Below are 13,855 nucleotides of genomic sequence, written 5' to 3'. Positions count from 1 at the left end.
CGTCAGGCGCCTCGCTGGTGCAGCTGCTGCTCGACCGCGCCGAGTGCAGCAGACACCATCGAGGCGTCGGTCCCACCGCCCTGGGCGATGTCGTCCTTGCCGCCGCCACCTCCACCGAGCACCTGAGCGGCAGTCCGGACGAACAGCCCGGCCTTGAGGCCGGCCTCGCGAGCGCGGTCGTTCGTCGCGACGATCACGATGGGGCGGCCGTTGGAGACGGCAGCCATGGAGACGAGGCTGGGACGGTCGGTGCCGAGCCGGCGGCGCACCTCGAGGACGAGGGCGCGCAGGTCGTCGGCGGTCACTCCGTCTCCCGCGTCGTGGCTGACGAAAGTGACCCCCGCGATGTCCCGAGCCGTGGCCACCAGTCCGGGAGCGGCCCCGAGGACCTGTGCCTGCTTGACGGCGGCGATCTCCTTCTCGGCCTCCTTGAGCTTGGAGAGGATGCTCGCGATCCGCTGCGGCAGCTCCTCCGTGCGCACCTTGAGCTGGTCGGTCAGCTGCCCGACGATGGCCGCCTCCCGAGCGAGGTGCGTGTAGGCGTCGGAGCCGACCAGAGCCTCGACGCGTCGGACGCCGGAGCCGATCGACGCCTCGCCGAGCAGCTTGACGACGCCGAGCTGGCCGACGCGCAGGGCGTGGGTGCCGCCGCAGAGCTCGATCGACCAGTCGCCGATGGAGACCACCCTGACCCGCTCGCCGTACTTCTCCCCGAAGAGGGCCAGCGCACCCATCCGACGGGCCTCGTCGAGCGACATCACGTCGGCGGTCACGGCCAGGTCGTCGAGCAGCACCGAGTTGACCTTGGCCTCGATGTCGGCCATGGCCTCGAGCGGCACCGGGCTCTGCGCCTTGAAGTCGAACCGCAGCCGACCGGGCGAGTTCTCGGAACCGGCCTGGGTGGCGGTCTCGCCGAGCTCCTCACGGAGGGCCTGGTGCACCATGTGCGTCGCGGTGTGCGCGCGGGAGACGGAGCGGCGGCGCACGACATCGACGACCGCCTCGGCATCGTCGCCCGTGACGGCCTCGCCCTCGAGGACGGTGGCCCGGTGGACGATGAGGCCGTTGATCGGCTTCTGCACGTCCCGGACCTCGATGAGCGCGCCGTTGGCCAAGCGGATCCGGCCCCGGTCGGCGAGCTGCCCACCGGACTCGGCGTAGAGCGGGGTCCGGTCCAGCACGACCTCGATCTCCTCACCGGCATGCGCCGTGGAGACCAGCTCACCGCCGCGGATGAGACCGCGGACCCGCGAGTCCGAGACGACCTCGTCGTAGCCGGTGAACTCGACGTCCCGACCCAGCGAGTCCGCGACCTGGCGGTAGACGGAGACGTCGCCGTGCGCCATCTTCTTCGACCTGGCGTCGGCCTTGGCCCGGTCGCGCTGCTCCGCCATGAGCCGGCGGAACCCGGCCTCGTCGACGTTGAGCCCCTGCTCGGCCGCCATCTCGAGGGTGAGGTCGATGGGGAAGCCGTACGTGTCGTGCAGCTGGAACGCCTCGGACCCGCTCAACGTCGCGGAGCCGCTCGACTTGGCCTTGGTGACCGCGACGTCGAGGATCGTCGTGCCGGCTGTGAGGGTCCGGCGGAACGCGTCCTCCTCGGCGTAGGCGACCTGGCTGATCCGGCCGAAGCCGCGCTCGAGCTCGGGGTAGGACGCCCGCATCTGGTCCTTGCTGACCGGCAGCAGGTGCTCGAGGGTCGGCGCGTCGACGCCGAGGAGCCGCATCGAGCGCACCGCGCGGCGGATGAGCCGGCGCAGCACGTAGCCCCGACCCTCGTTGCCCGGCGTGACGCCGTCACCGATGAGCATGAGCGCAGAGCGCACGTGGTCGGCCACGACACGGAAGCGGACGTCGTCCTCGAGGTTGGCCCCGTAGCGGCGCCCCGAGAGCTCCTCCGCCGCGGCGATGACGGGGAAGACCTCGTCGATCTCGTAGAGGTTGTCGACGCCCTGGAGCAGGTAGGCGACGCGTTCGAGGCCCATTCCGGTGTCGATGTTGCGCTTCGGCAGCGGGCCGGCGATGTCGAAGTCGTCCTTGGCCCGCACCGCGGACAGGTCGTCCTGCATGAAGACGAGGTTCCAGAACTCGAGGTAGCGGTCGCCCGCCTCCCAGTCCCGGTCGGCGCCGAACTCGGGGCCACGGTCGATGAGGATCTCGGAGCACGGGCCGCCCGGTCCGGCGACCCCCATGTTCCAGTAGTTGTCCTTCTTCCCGAGTCGCACGATGCGGTCGTCGGGCAGGCCGGCGACACGCTTCCAGATCGCGATGGCCTCGTCGTCCTCGTGGTAGACGGAGGCGTAGAGGTCCTTCTCGTCGAAGCCGTAGCCGCCTTGGCTCTGCGGCGTGGTGACCAGCTCCCAGGCGAGCGCGACGGCGCCCTCCTTGAAGTAGTCGCCGAAGCTGAAGTTGCCGTTCATCTGGAAGAACGTGCCGTGCCGGGTCGTCTTGCCGACCTCTTCGATGTCGAGGGTCCGCACGCACTTCTGGACGCTCGTCGCGCGGGCGTACGGCGGGGTCTCCTGACCGAGGAAGTAGGGCTTGAACGGCACCATCCCGGCATTGACGAACAGGAGGTTGGGGTCGTCGTGCACGAGCGGGGCGCTCGGCACGACGGTGTGGCCCCGGCTCTCGAAGAAGGAGAGCCAGCGTCGCCTGATCTCGGCGGTTTCCATGGTTCAGGTCCTTGCTGATGTGGGTGGGATGAGGTCGGGGCGGGGGCAACCGGGGCTCACGCGCGCGCGGCTGCCCCCCGGGGAGCTCGGGCCCACCCGGCGACTCGCGCACCCGTCCGGCAACGCTGCACCGGGCCGGTCATCTCGCACACATCCATGGCCTCTCACCCTAGCCGACCGAGGTTGAGCCCGCCCAAAGTCGACCTTGCCGGGTCACGGGAGCGAGCCCAGCGGCATACGAGGACTCCTGCCGTATGCCGCTGGGTTCGGCCCTCGTGAAAGGCTCACCCCCGCGGGAGTGGGGTCACGGTCGCCGCGGACCGGCTCCGGCGGGCGGTTGGGCCACGACCCGGCTTCGCACCTCGGGGAAGTGGCACGCGTGCCGGTGTGGCCCCGACCCCGGCGGAGCGGGTGGACCGACGGGTTCGACGCTGACGAGTGGCGGCTCCTGCCGGTGGCAGACCTCCCGCACCTTCCAGCAGCGGGTCCGGAAGTGGCAGCCGCTCGGCGGGTCGATCGGGCTGGGCACGTCTCCGGCGAGGCGGATCCGCTCCCTCGGTGCGGCGCCGCGCACGACGTTGATGTCGGGAGCGGCGGAAAGGAGCGCCTGCGTGTAGGGGTGCACCGGCGCCGCGTAGATCTGTCGCCGTTCGCCGTGCTCGACGATCTTGCCCAGGTGCATCACCGCCACCTCGTCGCAGAAGTGTCGGACCACGCCGAGGTCGTGAGCGACGAGCACGAAGGCGAGGCCGAGCTCGGTGCGCAAGGTGGCGAGCAGGTTCATCACCTGGGCCTGGATCGACACGTCGAGCGCCGAGACGGGCTCGTCGGCGACGATGAGTCTCGGCTCGACGGCCAGGGCCCGGGCGATCCCGATCCGTTGGCGCTGACCACCGGAGAACTCCGACGGGTAGCGGTTGGCGTGCTCGGGGCCGAGGCCGACGAGCTCGAGCAGCTCCCTCACGCGTGCCTTCTCGCGTCCGGGGTGCAGCCCGTGGACGCGCAGCGGCGTGCGCAGGATGGAGCCGACCGTGTGACGCGGGTTCAGCGAGCTGTACGGGTCCTGGAAGACCATCTGCACGTCCCGGCGGAACGAGCGCAGCTGCGACTCCCCCACGTGGCTGATGTCGCGGCCGCGGAACTCGATCCGGCCGCCGGTCGGCTCGTCGAGCCGGGTGAGCAGCCGAGCCGTCGTCGACTTGCCACAACCAGACTCGCCGACGATCCCGAGGGTCCGGCCGGCTCGCACGCTGAAGTCGATCCCGTCGACGGCCTTGACGGTGGCCGTCGTCATCCGCAGGCCCTGCATCTCACGGAACGGGAAGTGTCGCACCAGGCCGGTGACTCGGAGCAACGGTGAGGTTTCGCTCACCGGGCACCTCCCGCGATCTCGATCGCGGCCACCGGGTCCGCGAGGTGACAGCGCAGGTGCCGGTTGACCAGGCCCGGCGTCGGTCGCCACGCCGGCGCGTCGGTCCGGCACACCGCGCCCATCCCGTCGCTGAAGGCGCAGCGAGGGTGGAACGAGCACCCGGGGGGCGGGGTGAGCAGGCTCGGCGGGGCGCCCCGGATCGGCCGCAGCTGCGCCGCGTCCTCCGACGGGGAGGGGATCGACCTGAGCAGCGCCTCGGTGTAGGGATGCGACGGACGGCTGAGCACCTCCCGGGCGGGGCCCTGCTCCACGGCGCGGCCGGCGTACATGACGAGCAGGTCGTCGGCCGTCTCCGCGACCACCGCCAAGTCGTGGGTGATGAGGATGACCGCCGAGCCGAACTCGCGCCGCAGGTCGCCGAGGAGGTCGAGGATCTGGGCCTGGACGGTGACGTCCAGCGCGGTCGTCGGCTCGTCGGCGATGAGCAGCCTCGGGTTGTTGACGAGCCCGAGCGCGATCATGGCCCGCTGCCGCATGCCGCCCGAGAACTCGTGCGGGAACTGGTTCGCCCGCCGGTGCGGGTTGGGGATGCCGACCCGGTCCAGCATCTCCACGGCCCGCTGATGAGCGACCGCCTTCGACACCGAGTGGTGGGCGAGGTAGGCCTCTGCGACCTGCCTGCCGACCCTGTGGAAGGGGTGCAGGGAGCTCATCGGGTCCTGGAAGACCATCGCCGCGGTGGTGCTGCGCAGCGCCTGCAGCGTCCACTCGGACGCGCCGACGACCTCCTCGCCCTCCAGACGGATGCTCCCCGTCGTCCGGGTCCGGCGCGGGTCGTGCAGGCCGAGGACCGCCATGCCGGCCACGGACTTGCCGGACCCGGACTCGCCGACGATCGCGAGCGTCCGGCCCAGGCGGGCCTGGTAGCTCAGGCCCGACACGGCTCGGACGACGCCCTCCTCCGTGGGGAACGCGACGGACAGGTCGGTGACCTCGAGGACCACGTCAGCGGGCGTCATGAGAGCCTCACCCGCGGATCGATGAACGAGTACGCGACGTCGACGACGAGGTTCAGCGTGACCACGAGGAAGGCGGTGACGAGCACCGTACCCATGATGACCGGGAGGTAGTCCCGGCCGAGCGCGTCGATCGACAGCTTGCCGATGCCGTCGATCTCGAAGATCTTCTCCGTCACGAGAGTGCCCGACAGCAGGGCCGCGACGTCGAGGCCGAGAATGGTGACGACCGGCCCGATCGCAGCCCGGAGCGCGTGGCTGCGAAGGACGCTCACCTCGGGGAGTCCCTTCGACCGAGCCGTCCTCACGAAGTCGGTGGAGAGCGCCTCGATCATCGAGCTGCGCGTGTACCTCGCGTACCCGGCGGAGTAGACGAGGCCGAGCAACAGGCAGGGCGCGATGAGCCCGGCGAGGAAGCCGAGCAGTCCCTGGGACAGGGGTACGGACTGCGGCAGGATGCCGTGGATCCGCGTCAGGTAGAGCGCGAAGACCAACGCGATGACGTAGTACGGGATGGCGCCGAAGACCTGCGAGCCGCCGATGAGGAGCCGATCCAGCACCGTCCCCCGCGCCCGGGCGGTGATGACGCCGACCGAGACGCCCACGGCGAGGAACACGATGACCGTGCCGAGGGCGAGCAGCACCGTGGCCGGGAAGCGCGAGAAGATCTCCTCCGAGACGGGCCGCTTCGTGAGGAAGGACATCCCGAGACAGGGGGCGCTGCAGTGCACGACATCCCCCGCGAACGCGAAGTCGCGTCCCACGAAGAGACCGCCGAAGTACTCGCTGAACTGGACGGCGAGCGGCCGGTCGAGCCCGAGGTTCGCACGGATCTCGACGAGGCGCTCGGCTGAGCACCGCTGCTCGGGGCACATCGCCTGGGCCGGGTCTGCCGGGCCGGCGAAGAAGAGGAGGAACGCGGCGACGAGAGTGGCGAGCAGGACGGTCAGTCCGAGGACGACTCGGCGCAGGACGTACGTGAGCACGAAGTACCTTCCGTGGTCGAAGGGTGGGGGCCGGAGGGTCGCTCCCGCCCCCACCCGGGGGAAACACTGACGGGAAGGCCTACGGCTCCATCCAGATCTGGGTCATGATCGGCAGTCCGTGGTGGGGGTCGTTGACGACGTTGCGGACCTTGGCGCCGAAGACGGCGTTGCCCTTGCTGTACTGGTACGGGATGGCCGGGAGGTAGCTCTCGAAGAGCCACTTGTCGAACGTGCCCCACTCGGGGCCCTGGTCGGCGATCGGCAGCTCCTGGATGCGCCGGATCTCCTGGTCGATCTTCTCCTCGGAGATGTTTCCCCAGCTCGTGGCGCCCTGCGAGACGGCCACCGAGGACACCATCGGTGGGAAGATCGAGTCCGCCGACGGCCAGTCGTAACACCACCCGGCCGGGCTCTGCAGCATGTTCACGGGCGCGTCGATGGTGCCCGCCAGCTGCCGGCGTTCCTTGGCCGGGACGCCCTTGTCGACGACCCGGAAGCCCGCGAGCTCGAGCTTCTGCTTGCGCACCTGGTTGACCCGCTCGGCGACCGCGGAGTCGTTCTCGTAGTAGTAGCTGAGCTCGAACGGCCGGGTTGGGCCGTAGCCGAGGTCGGCGAGCATCTTCCTGGCCTTCTCCGCGTTGCCGTCCCCGGTTCCGTCGAAGCCGTCAACGCCCTGGTAGTCGACCCAGCCGGGCACCTGCGGCGGGATGAAGGTCGTCCCGGGCAGGTAGGCGTGCGTCGACTGACCGCCGGCCTTGCGGACCGAGTCGTACGGGTAGGCGACCGCGATGGCCTTGCGGACCTCGAGCGGGATCTTCCGCGTGTCGAGGTTGAGCGTGTAGACGCACGACGAGGGCCCTTCGACGAACTGGGACTTCTTCGGGCCCTCGATCTGCTCGACGAGCGAGGAGTCGATCGGGCTCCAGTTGAGCGACGTGGCGTCGACCCCGTTGCTCGCGAGGATCGCGGTCTGGGCCTTGACGTCCTCGACCCCGAACTTGAAGTGGTAGCCGTCGAGGTAGTCGTTGCGCGCCGGGTCCGTGGCCGGCTTCCACTCGGGGTTCCGGTCGAGGACGAGCTCCGAACCGGGCGTGTACGTCTTGAACTTGTACGGGCCGGTCGCCAGCGGATGGAGCGTGTAGTCCTGCTTCTTGTCCTTGGCCTGCGGGATCGGCGAGAACTGGGGGTACGCGGCGAAGTACGGGAGCGACTCGAAGCGCTTCTCGAGCCGGATGACGAGCGTCTTGTCGTTCCGCGCCTCGACCCCCTTCCACTTCGGGTCACCCTGGTAGGGGCCCTCGTAGGTGGTGCCGCCCTTGAAGAACTCGCGCTGGTAGGTCGGTGCGTTCTGGGCCAGGTCCTTGTCGAAGGAACGCTTGAGCGCGAAGACCACGTCGTGCGCCGTCACGGGCGAGCCGTCCTCGTAGGTGATGCCGTCCTTGAGGGTGAACGTCCAGGTGAGGCCGTCCTCGGACACCTGGCCGAGGTCGGTGGCCAGGTCCGGCACGAGGACCGACTGGCCGTCCCGGACGGCGTACGCCGTCAGCGCCCGGTGGGTCAGTCCGAGGATCGCCAACGTGTCGTTGAAGTACTGGTCGCTCGGGTCGAAGTTGGCGGGCGTGGAGAAGTAGGGGACGGTGAGCACTCCGCCCCGTTTGGCGCCCTGGACGTCCGGCGCCGGGCCCGTGGCATCGGGCAGCATGCCGGATGTCGCGGTCGCGATGGAGGACTTGTCGAACTGGACGACGTCGGTCTGCTCGGTGGGCGTGGGCGCCCCACAGGCCGCGACGAGTCCGATGGAGACCGCGGCTCCGGCTGCGGTCAGGACGGTGGTCCAGCGCATAGTTGGCTCCCTTGCGTGCACTTCCGGCGCCGTGCCGGTGGTCGATGAGTGGGTGGAGGTGGTGGAGGGGTCGGCGTGGTGCCGCGCCTAGCGGCGCGTGGTCGGGTCGAAGGCGTCACGGATCGCGTCGCCGAGCAGGGTGAGGGCCAGGACGAGGGCGGAGATGCTGAGGACGGGGGGCCAGAGCCACAAGGGATAGCTCCGGAAGGAGTTCTGGGCATCGGCGATGGTCCGGCCCCACGTGGCGGTCGGCTCCACGAGGCCGGCACCGAGGAAGGTCAGGGTGGCTTCGGCGGTGATGTAGGCCGGAACCGCGATGGACGCGGAGACGGCGATCGGCCCGACCAGGTTGGGCAGGATCTCGCGGAGGAGGATCTGGCGGGTCGGGACCCCGATGGCGCGGGCAGCCTGGACGAACTCGCGCTCCCGCAGACTGACCACCTCCCCCCGCACGAGACGGGCCAGTCCCATCCAGCCGAACGTCACGAGCACCGCCATGACGACCCAGAACCGGATCGTCGACGTCTGTTCGGCCGTGAGCGAGCCCCGTTCGCCGAAGCGGAGCTCGACGATCGGGACGACGGCGACGATGAGGAGCAACAGGGGCAGGCTGAGGAAGAAGTCGGTCAACCACGAGACGATCCGGTCGGCGCGACCCCCCACGTAGCCGGCGACGAGCCCGAACGTCACTCCGAGCGCGGTCGACAGGGCCGCCGCGGTGAACCCGATGACGAGCGAGGGCCGGGCCCCGTAGGCCCATCGGGCGAAGAGGTCACGCCCGAGGCCTTTCTCGATTCCGAGCCAGTGGGCCGAGCTGGTTCCCTCAGTGGGAAACCCGTTGAGATCGAGCAGCTCGGTGTGCGTGGTGTACGGGTCCGCCTGGGTGCCGGTGAGGGGGTCGACCGACTGGAGGCTGGTGAGGAACGGGGCGAAGACCGCCACGAGGATGAAGAAGAGGATGACCACGGCGCAGGCGATCGCGACCCTGTCCCCCCGTAGGCGGTCCCAGGCGACCTGACCGGGCGAGCGGCCGGTCCCAGCCGTCCGGCCGGGCGCGCCGGGCACGCCGGGCACGCCGGGCACGCCGGGGCCTCCGGTTCGGCCGACCACGCCCGCTCGGCCCGCTCGACCGGTCCGGGTGACGCGGGAGTCCGGCGGCGGCTCGACGGACTGCGCTCCGGGCGGGCCCACCGTGGTCGGCGCGAAGGCGTCGGTGGCGCCCGGACTGCTCAACGAGGTGTCTCCGTCCACGCATCGGGGTGACGAGTGCTCTGGTCACGGGTCGTGGACCAGCGGCCCCTGCCGACGGGGCGGGCGCACGCGCCCGGCCCCATGACGGAACCGGGGGTGACTCTGCCACAGAGCGTCGCGCCGGTCACCGGGTTCGACGGCCAAAATTCACAAATCGTTACGCTTCTGGACCGGTCGACCGCATAATGTGCGCCCGTCGATGCCCTGGAGGCTCAGCTCTGCGGTCGCTTGCCCTTCCCGAGCCGCTCGTGGAGCCACTCGAGCCGGGCCCGCAGGCGTTCCTCGAAGCCGCGATCCGTCGGCAGGTAGTAGGCGGTGCTTCCCTCCAGGTCGTCGGGCAGGTACTGCTGGCGGGCGACGGCGTCCGGCTCGTCGTGGGCGTAGACGTAGCCGTCCCCGTGACCGAGCCGCTCCGCCCCGGCGTATCCACTGCCGCGCAGGTGCGCCGGCACCGCCCCTCCCCGGCCGGCCCGGACATCGGCGATCGCGGCGTTGATCGCCGCGTAGGCCGCGTTGGACTTCGGCGCCAGGGCGTTGTGGACGACGGCCTGCGCGAGGATGATCCGCGCCTCGGGCATCCCGATCTGGGCCACGGCGTGCAGGGCGGCAACGGCGGTCTGCAGCGCCGTCGGGTCCGCCATCCCGACGTCCTCGCTGGCGGCGATGACGATCCGTCGGGCGATGAAGCGCGGGTCCTCCCCGGCCTCGAGCATCCGTGCGAGGTAGTGGAGGGCGGCATCGACGTCGCTGCCACGCATCGACTTGATCAAGGCGCTTGCCACGTCATAGTGCTGGTCACCGGTCCGGTCGTAGCGCACGGCCGCGTGAGCGATGGCCTGCTCGACGTGGGCGAGCCCGATGAGGACGAGTGTGTCGTCGGTCCGCCCTGCAGGCTCGGCGTCGAGAGCCACGCCGGCCGCGGCCTCCAACGAGGTGAGGGCGCGACGAGCATCACCCCCGGACGTTCGCACGAGGTGGTCCATCGCATCGTCGTCGATGAGGTGCGCCCCGGCGAACCCCCGCTCGTCGACGAGGGCGGACCGGACCACGTCCCGAATGTCCTCGTCGGACAAGGAGCCCAGCGTGATGAGGACGGACCGGGACAGCAGGGGCGCGATGACGCTGAACGAGGGGTTCTCCGTGGTCGCCGCGACGAGGATGACCGTGCGGTTCTCGACTCCGGGCAGGAGTGCGTCCTGCTGAGCCTTGGTGAACCGGTGGATCTCGTCGAGGAAGAGCACCGTCTGTCGTCCGTAGAGATCGCGTTCACGGACCGCCGACTCCATCACGGAGCGGACGTCCTTGACTCCCGCCGTCACCGCCGACAGCTCGACGAAACGACGGTCGGCTGCGGTCGCGACCAGGTGGGCCAGGGTCGTCTTGCCCGTGCCGGGGGGACCCCAGATGATGGCGGAGAGCGGCCCGGCTGCCCCGCCGCTGCCCTCGATCAGGCGCCGCAGCGGGCTCCCGGGACGCAGCACCGAGCCCTGCCCTCGGACCTCGTCGAGGGACCGGGGTCGCATGCGCACCGCGAGGGGAGCACCACCTGCGGACATCGGCCGCTGGTCGCGCTCGACCGCGGATGCGGCACCGAAGAGGTCGTCGGAGGTCACTGTGGAAGGCTATCTGGCGTGCCCGCCCATCCCGTTCCCGAGCCGTCCCGAGCCACGCGCCCAGCAGCGCCGCCGACGCTCCTCGCCCGCCTCGGCCGGTCCACCGGACGCCACCCTCTGTGGTGGGTGCTGGCCTGGGTCGTGGCCGCGCTGGTCTCCTTCGCCGTCGCGGTCGGCGGCGTCACCGGCGAGTCGCTCTTCGACCGGCTGACCTCCGGCGAGCCCCGGGTACCGGGCCAGTCACAGACTGCACGCGAGGTCATCCAGCAGGTCGAGCCGTCGTTGGACACCGTCATGCTCCAGGTCGACGGGGCACCGTTGGGCGACCCCCGGGCACTCGAGGCCGCCGCAGTCGCCACCGGCCGCATCACGCAGCTCGCCGGCGTGGTCCGGGTGAGGTCGCCGTTGCTCTCGCCCCAGGGCCTGGACGACCCAGCCGTCCGTCCGCTCCTCGCCGGTGGTTCGCCCGACCGTGGGCGCTTCGTCACGATCGTCGACCTCGCGGGGGGCCGAGCCGACTCCGAGCTGGCCGCAACCCGAACCTCGGTCGAGGCCGGGCTGGCCACCGTGGTCGAGGCACTTCCCGGCGCCACCGGATCCGTCGGGAGCTACCACCACGTGATCAAGGCGATCACCGGCACCATCGAGAGCGATCTGGTCCGGGGCGAGGGCATCGCGCTCCCCCTGACCTTCCTCGTCATGGTCCTCGTGTTCGGTGGGTTCATCGCCGCGGGCATGCCCATCTCCGGTGCGGTCGTCTCGATCGGGGGCGCCCTGCTGTCCCTCTTCGCCTTCTCGCACGCACTGGACCTCGACGCGACGGTCGTCAACATCGTCACGCTCCTCGGGCTGGGACTGTCCATCGACTACGGGCTGCTCACGGTGAGCCGGTTCAGGGAGGAGCTGTCCGTCGGACCCGGTGGCACCCCGACCCGTGAGCAGGCGGTGGTCGCGGCGGAGCGGACCGTGGCAACGGCGGGACGCACGGTGCTGTTCTCGGGCGTCACCGTCGCCATCGCCCTGGCCGGGCTGCTCATCTTCGAGGCCGAGATCATGCGGGCGATCGGTCTCGCGGGGGTCAGCGTCGTCCTCGTGGCGATGGTCGTGGCCGTCACCCTCGTTCCCGCGCTCGCGGTCCTCGGTTCCGGGCGCCTGAGCCGCCGGGCCTCCCGGTCCGTCGAGGACACCGGCGCCTTCAGCCGGCTCGCCGCCTCCGTCCAGCGCCGCCCCTTCGTCGTGATCGTGGGCGGTCTCGTCGCGCTGGCCGCGCTCGCGTCTCCCACCCTCGACATGCGGCTCACGGCCTCCGGCACCGAGCTGCTCCCGGTGTCAGCGCCGCAGCGGGCCTTCTTCGACACCCTGCGCAGCGACTACCCCGCCCTGGCCGCTCCCGAGGTGACCGTCGTTGCCCGGACCTCCGACACCGCGGCGGTACGAACCGCCCTCGAGCCGTTCGAAGCGGCCCCCGGGGTGACCGACCTCACCGTGCGCCCACTCGGGGGCGAGCACCAGCTCGCCGCCTTCCAGGTCGAGGGTCCGCCGACCTCGAACGAGGCGCAGGACCTCGTCACGGCCCTCTCGCAGCTCCGGCCCGGCTTCGAGACCTGGGTCACGGGGCAGGCCTCGGGGCAGATCGACTTTCTCGACTCGATGGCCCGTGGCGCACCGTGGGCCATCGGGCTGGTCGTGCTCGGCACCTTCGTCCTTCTCTTCCTCATGACCGGATCCGTCGTCATCCCGCTCAAGGCCCTGCTGCTCAACGTCATCTCCCTGGGCGCGGCTCTCGGCGTCGTGGTGTGGGTGTTCCAGCACGGCAACCTGGAGGGGCTGCTCCGCTTCACCTCCGTCGGGGCGGTCGAGTCGATGGTGCCGTTCCTCGTGCTCGCCTTCGGCTTCGGCCTCTCGATGGACTACGAGCTCTTCCTCCTCTCCAGGATCGTCGAGGAGCACGAGGCCGGCGCGGACAACGACCGGGCGGTCGCCCTCGGCCTCCAGCGGACCGGCCGGATCATCACGTCGGCGGCGCTCCTCATCATCATCGTCTTCGCCGGGTTCATCGCCGGGGACATCCTCATCATCAAGGAGATGGGAACCGCCCTCGTGGCCGCCGTCCTCATCGACGCGACGATCGTGCGGATGCTCCTCGTTCCCGCCACCATGACGGTGCTGGGTCGGTGGAACTGGTGGGCGCCCGGCCCGCTGCGGCGCCTGCACACCCGCTACGGCCTGCGCCACTGACCGGCCAGGGCACGGATCACAGAAGGACTCGACCCGCATGACAGACCGCCCCCGCCGGGCCCGTGCCGCCACCCACGGCACGCATGCCGAGCTGGTCGCCGCGACCGGCGGCGACGCCTTCATCCGCCACGACCTCTCGGATCCCCTCGAGGGCCCCGGCTGGTCCTTGGGCTCGGCGCTCATCGTGCCTCGCCGCACGCACACCCGACGCCTCGGCCTCGTCGTCCTCGGCCGTCCCGACGACGTCGCAGGGCTGGCGCTCGAGCTGGTCGGGCGCGGCGACACCGAGAACCCGCTGGCCGACCCACGCTTCCTGCACGCCACGGTGGAGCGCCCCGCCTTCGAGGCGTTCGCGTCGGTCGTGCCGCTCACCGACCCCGGCGGCGACTGGGAGTGGATGTGCACCCGCACAGCGCCTCCCCCGGTCCCCGGCGAGGACCGGGTCGTCGGTCTCGACGAGACCGACGAGGACGAGATCCAGGCGCTCCTCGCCCTCGCCAACCCGCGGACGGACGCCCGACCGTTCGAGACGCCGGGCCAGCGCTGGGTCGGGGTCCGGGACGACTGCGGTGCTCTCGTGGCCTGCGGCGTCCTCGACCGCACGCTCTCCGGCGCCCCGATCCTCGAGGGGATCACCGTCCGCATGGACCTGCGCGGCACCGGGCTCGGGCTCGCCGTCACCGCGGCACTGACTCGCGAGGCGGTCCGGTCGGACGGCTTCTGCACCCTCGGGCTGTACTCCGACAACGACGTCGCGCGTCGGGTCTACCACGGCCTCGGTTACGGCGACGACCACCTCTGGTCGAGCCGGAGGCTCCTTCGAGCTGACCCGACCCGACGGTGACGGGTGCCGCCGGGCTC

General features: G+C 70.9%; 9 protein-coding genes. 2 read left to right on the top strand and 7 right to left on the bottom strand.

Annotated features, from left to right (window positions below; all coding sequences use genetic code 11):
- Positions 1-2: 2 nt before the first annotated feature.
- The 7 genes from alaS to INTCA_RS08020 all read right to left on the bottom strand — a co-directional run bounded on the left by alaS (position 3) and on the right by INTCA_RS08020 (position 10,699).
- Positions 3-2,675 carry an alanine--tRNA ligase gene (gene alaS / locus INTCA_RS08050; RefSeq protein ID WP_013492415.1) on the bottom strand — a complete coding sequence of 891 codons (2,673 nt, stop codon included), beginning with the start codon at positions 2,673-2,675 and terminating at the stop codon, positions 3-5.
- A 304-nt stretch (positions 2,676-2,979) separates the two neighbouring features.
- Entirely contained in the window at positions 2,980-4,047 is a 1,068-nt protein-coding gene (locus tag INTCA_RS08045; protein ID WP_013492414.1) for an ABC transporter ATP-binding protein, read from the bottom strand.
- Complete coding sequence (locus INTCA_RS08040) at positions 4,044-5,066, bottom strand: ABC transporter ATP-binding protein (RefSeq protein WP_013492413.1); 1,023 nt, start codon at positions 5,064-5,066, stop codon at positions 4,044-4,046. Before INTCA_RS08040 ends, INTCA_RS08045 begins: the two co-directional genes overlap by 4 nt.
- Entirely contained in the window at positions 5,063-6,049 is a 987-nt protein-coding gene (locus INTCA_RS08035; protein WP_013492412.1) for an ABC transporter permease, read from the bottom strand. The genes INTCA_RS08040 and INTCA_RS08035 overlap by 4 nt, the downstream gene beginning before the upstream one ends.
- A 79-nt stretch (positions 6,050-6,128) precedes the next feature.
- The gene (locus INTCA_RS08030; RefSeq protein ID WP_013492411.1) at positions 6,129-7,892 is read right to left on the bottom strand and encodes an ABC transporter substrate-binding protein; all 1,764 of its coding nucleotides are present in this window, start codon (positions 7,890-7,892) and stop codon (positions 6,129-6,131) included.
- 87 nt (positions 7,893-7,979) lie between these two features.
- Positions 7,980-9,125 (bottom strand): ABC transporter permease, encoded by a 1,146-nt coding sequence (locus tag INTCA_RS08025; RefSeq protein ID WP_244859886.1) that lies wholly within the window; start codon positions 9,123-9,125, stop codon positions 7,980-7,982.
- A gap of 230 nt (positions 9,126-9,355) precedes the next feature.
- Positions 9,356-10,699, bottom strand: coding sequence for a replication-associated recombination protein A (locus INTCA_RS08020; protein WP_052338096.1), 1,344 nt, complete (start codon positions 10,697-10,699; stop codon positions 9,356-9,358).
- 75 nt (positions 10,700-10,774) lie between these two features.
- On the opposite strand from INTCA_RS08020, the gene INTCA_RS08015 reads away from it, so the two are divergent.
- A complete protein-coding gene (locus INTCA_RS08015) occupies positions 10,775-12,994 on the top strand; it encodes an MMPL family transporter (RefSeq protein WP_013492408.1) in 2,220 nt (739 codons plus the stop codon).
- A 37-nt stretch (positions 12,995-13,031) separates the two neighbouring features.
- Positions 13,032-13,838 carry a GNAT family N-acetyltransferase gene (locus INTCA_RS18645; protein WP_013492407.1) on the top strand — a complete coding sequence of 269 codons (807 nt, stop codon included), beginning with the start codon at positions 13,032-13,034 and terminating at the stop codon, positions 13,836-13,838.
- Positions 13,839-13,855 lie beyond the last annotated feature (17 nt).

Source organism: Intrasporangium calvum DSM 43043 (assembly GCF_000184685.1).
GTDB lineage: Bacteria > Actinomycetota > Actinomycetes > Actinomycetales > Dermatophilaceae > Intrasporangium > Intrasporangium calvum.
Note: the sequence above shows the minus strand (reverse complement) of the source record. Positions and strands in the feature narration are given on the sequence as shown.

What these genes read in the sequence shown, in the direction of transcription:
- INTCA_RS08020 (WP_052338096.1), bottom strand. Translation starts at nt 10,699, where the DNA reads ATGTCCGCAGGTGGTGCTCCCCTCGCGGTGCGCATGCGACCCCGGTCC.
- INTCA_RS08030 (WP_013492411.1), bottom strand. Translation starts at nt 7,892, where the DNA reads ATGCGCTGGACCACCGTCCTGACCGCAGCCGGAGCCGCGGTCTCCATC.
- INTCA_RS18645 (WP_013492407.1), top strand. Translation starts at nt 13,032, where the DNA reads ATGACAGACCGCCCCCGCCGGGCCCGTGCCGCCACCCACGGCACGCAT.
- alaS (WP_013492415.1), bottom strand. Translation starts at nt 2,675, where the DNA reads ATGGAAACCGCCGAGATCAGGCGACGCTGGCTCTCCTTCTTCGAGAGC.
- INTCA_RS08040 (WP_013492413.1), bottom strand. Translation starts at nt 5,066, where the DNA reads ATGACGCCCGCTGACGTGGTCCTCGAGGTCACCGACCTGTCCGTCGCG.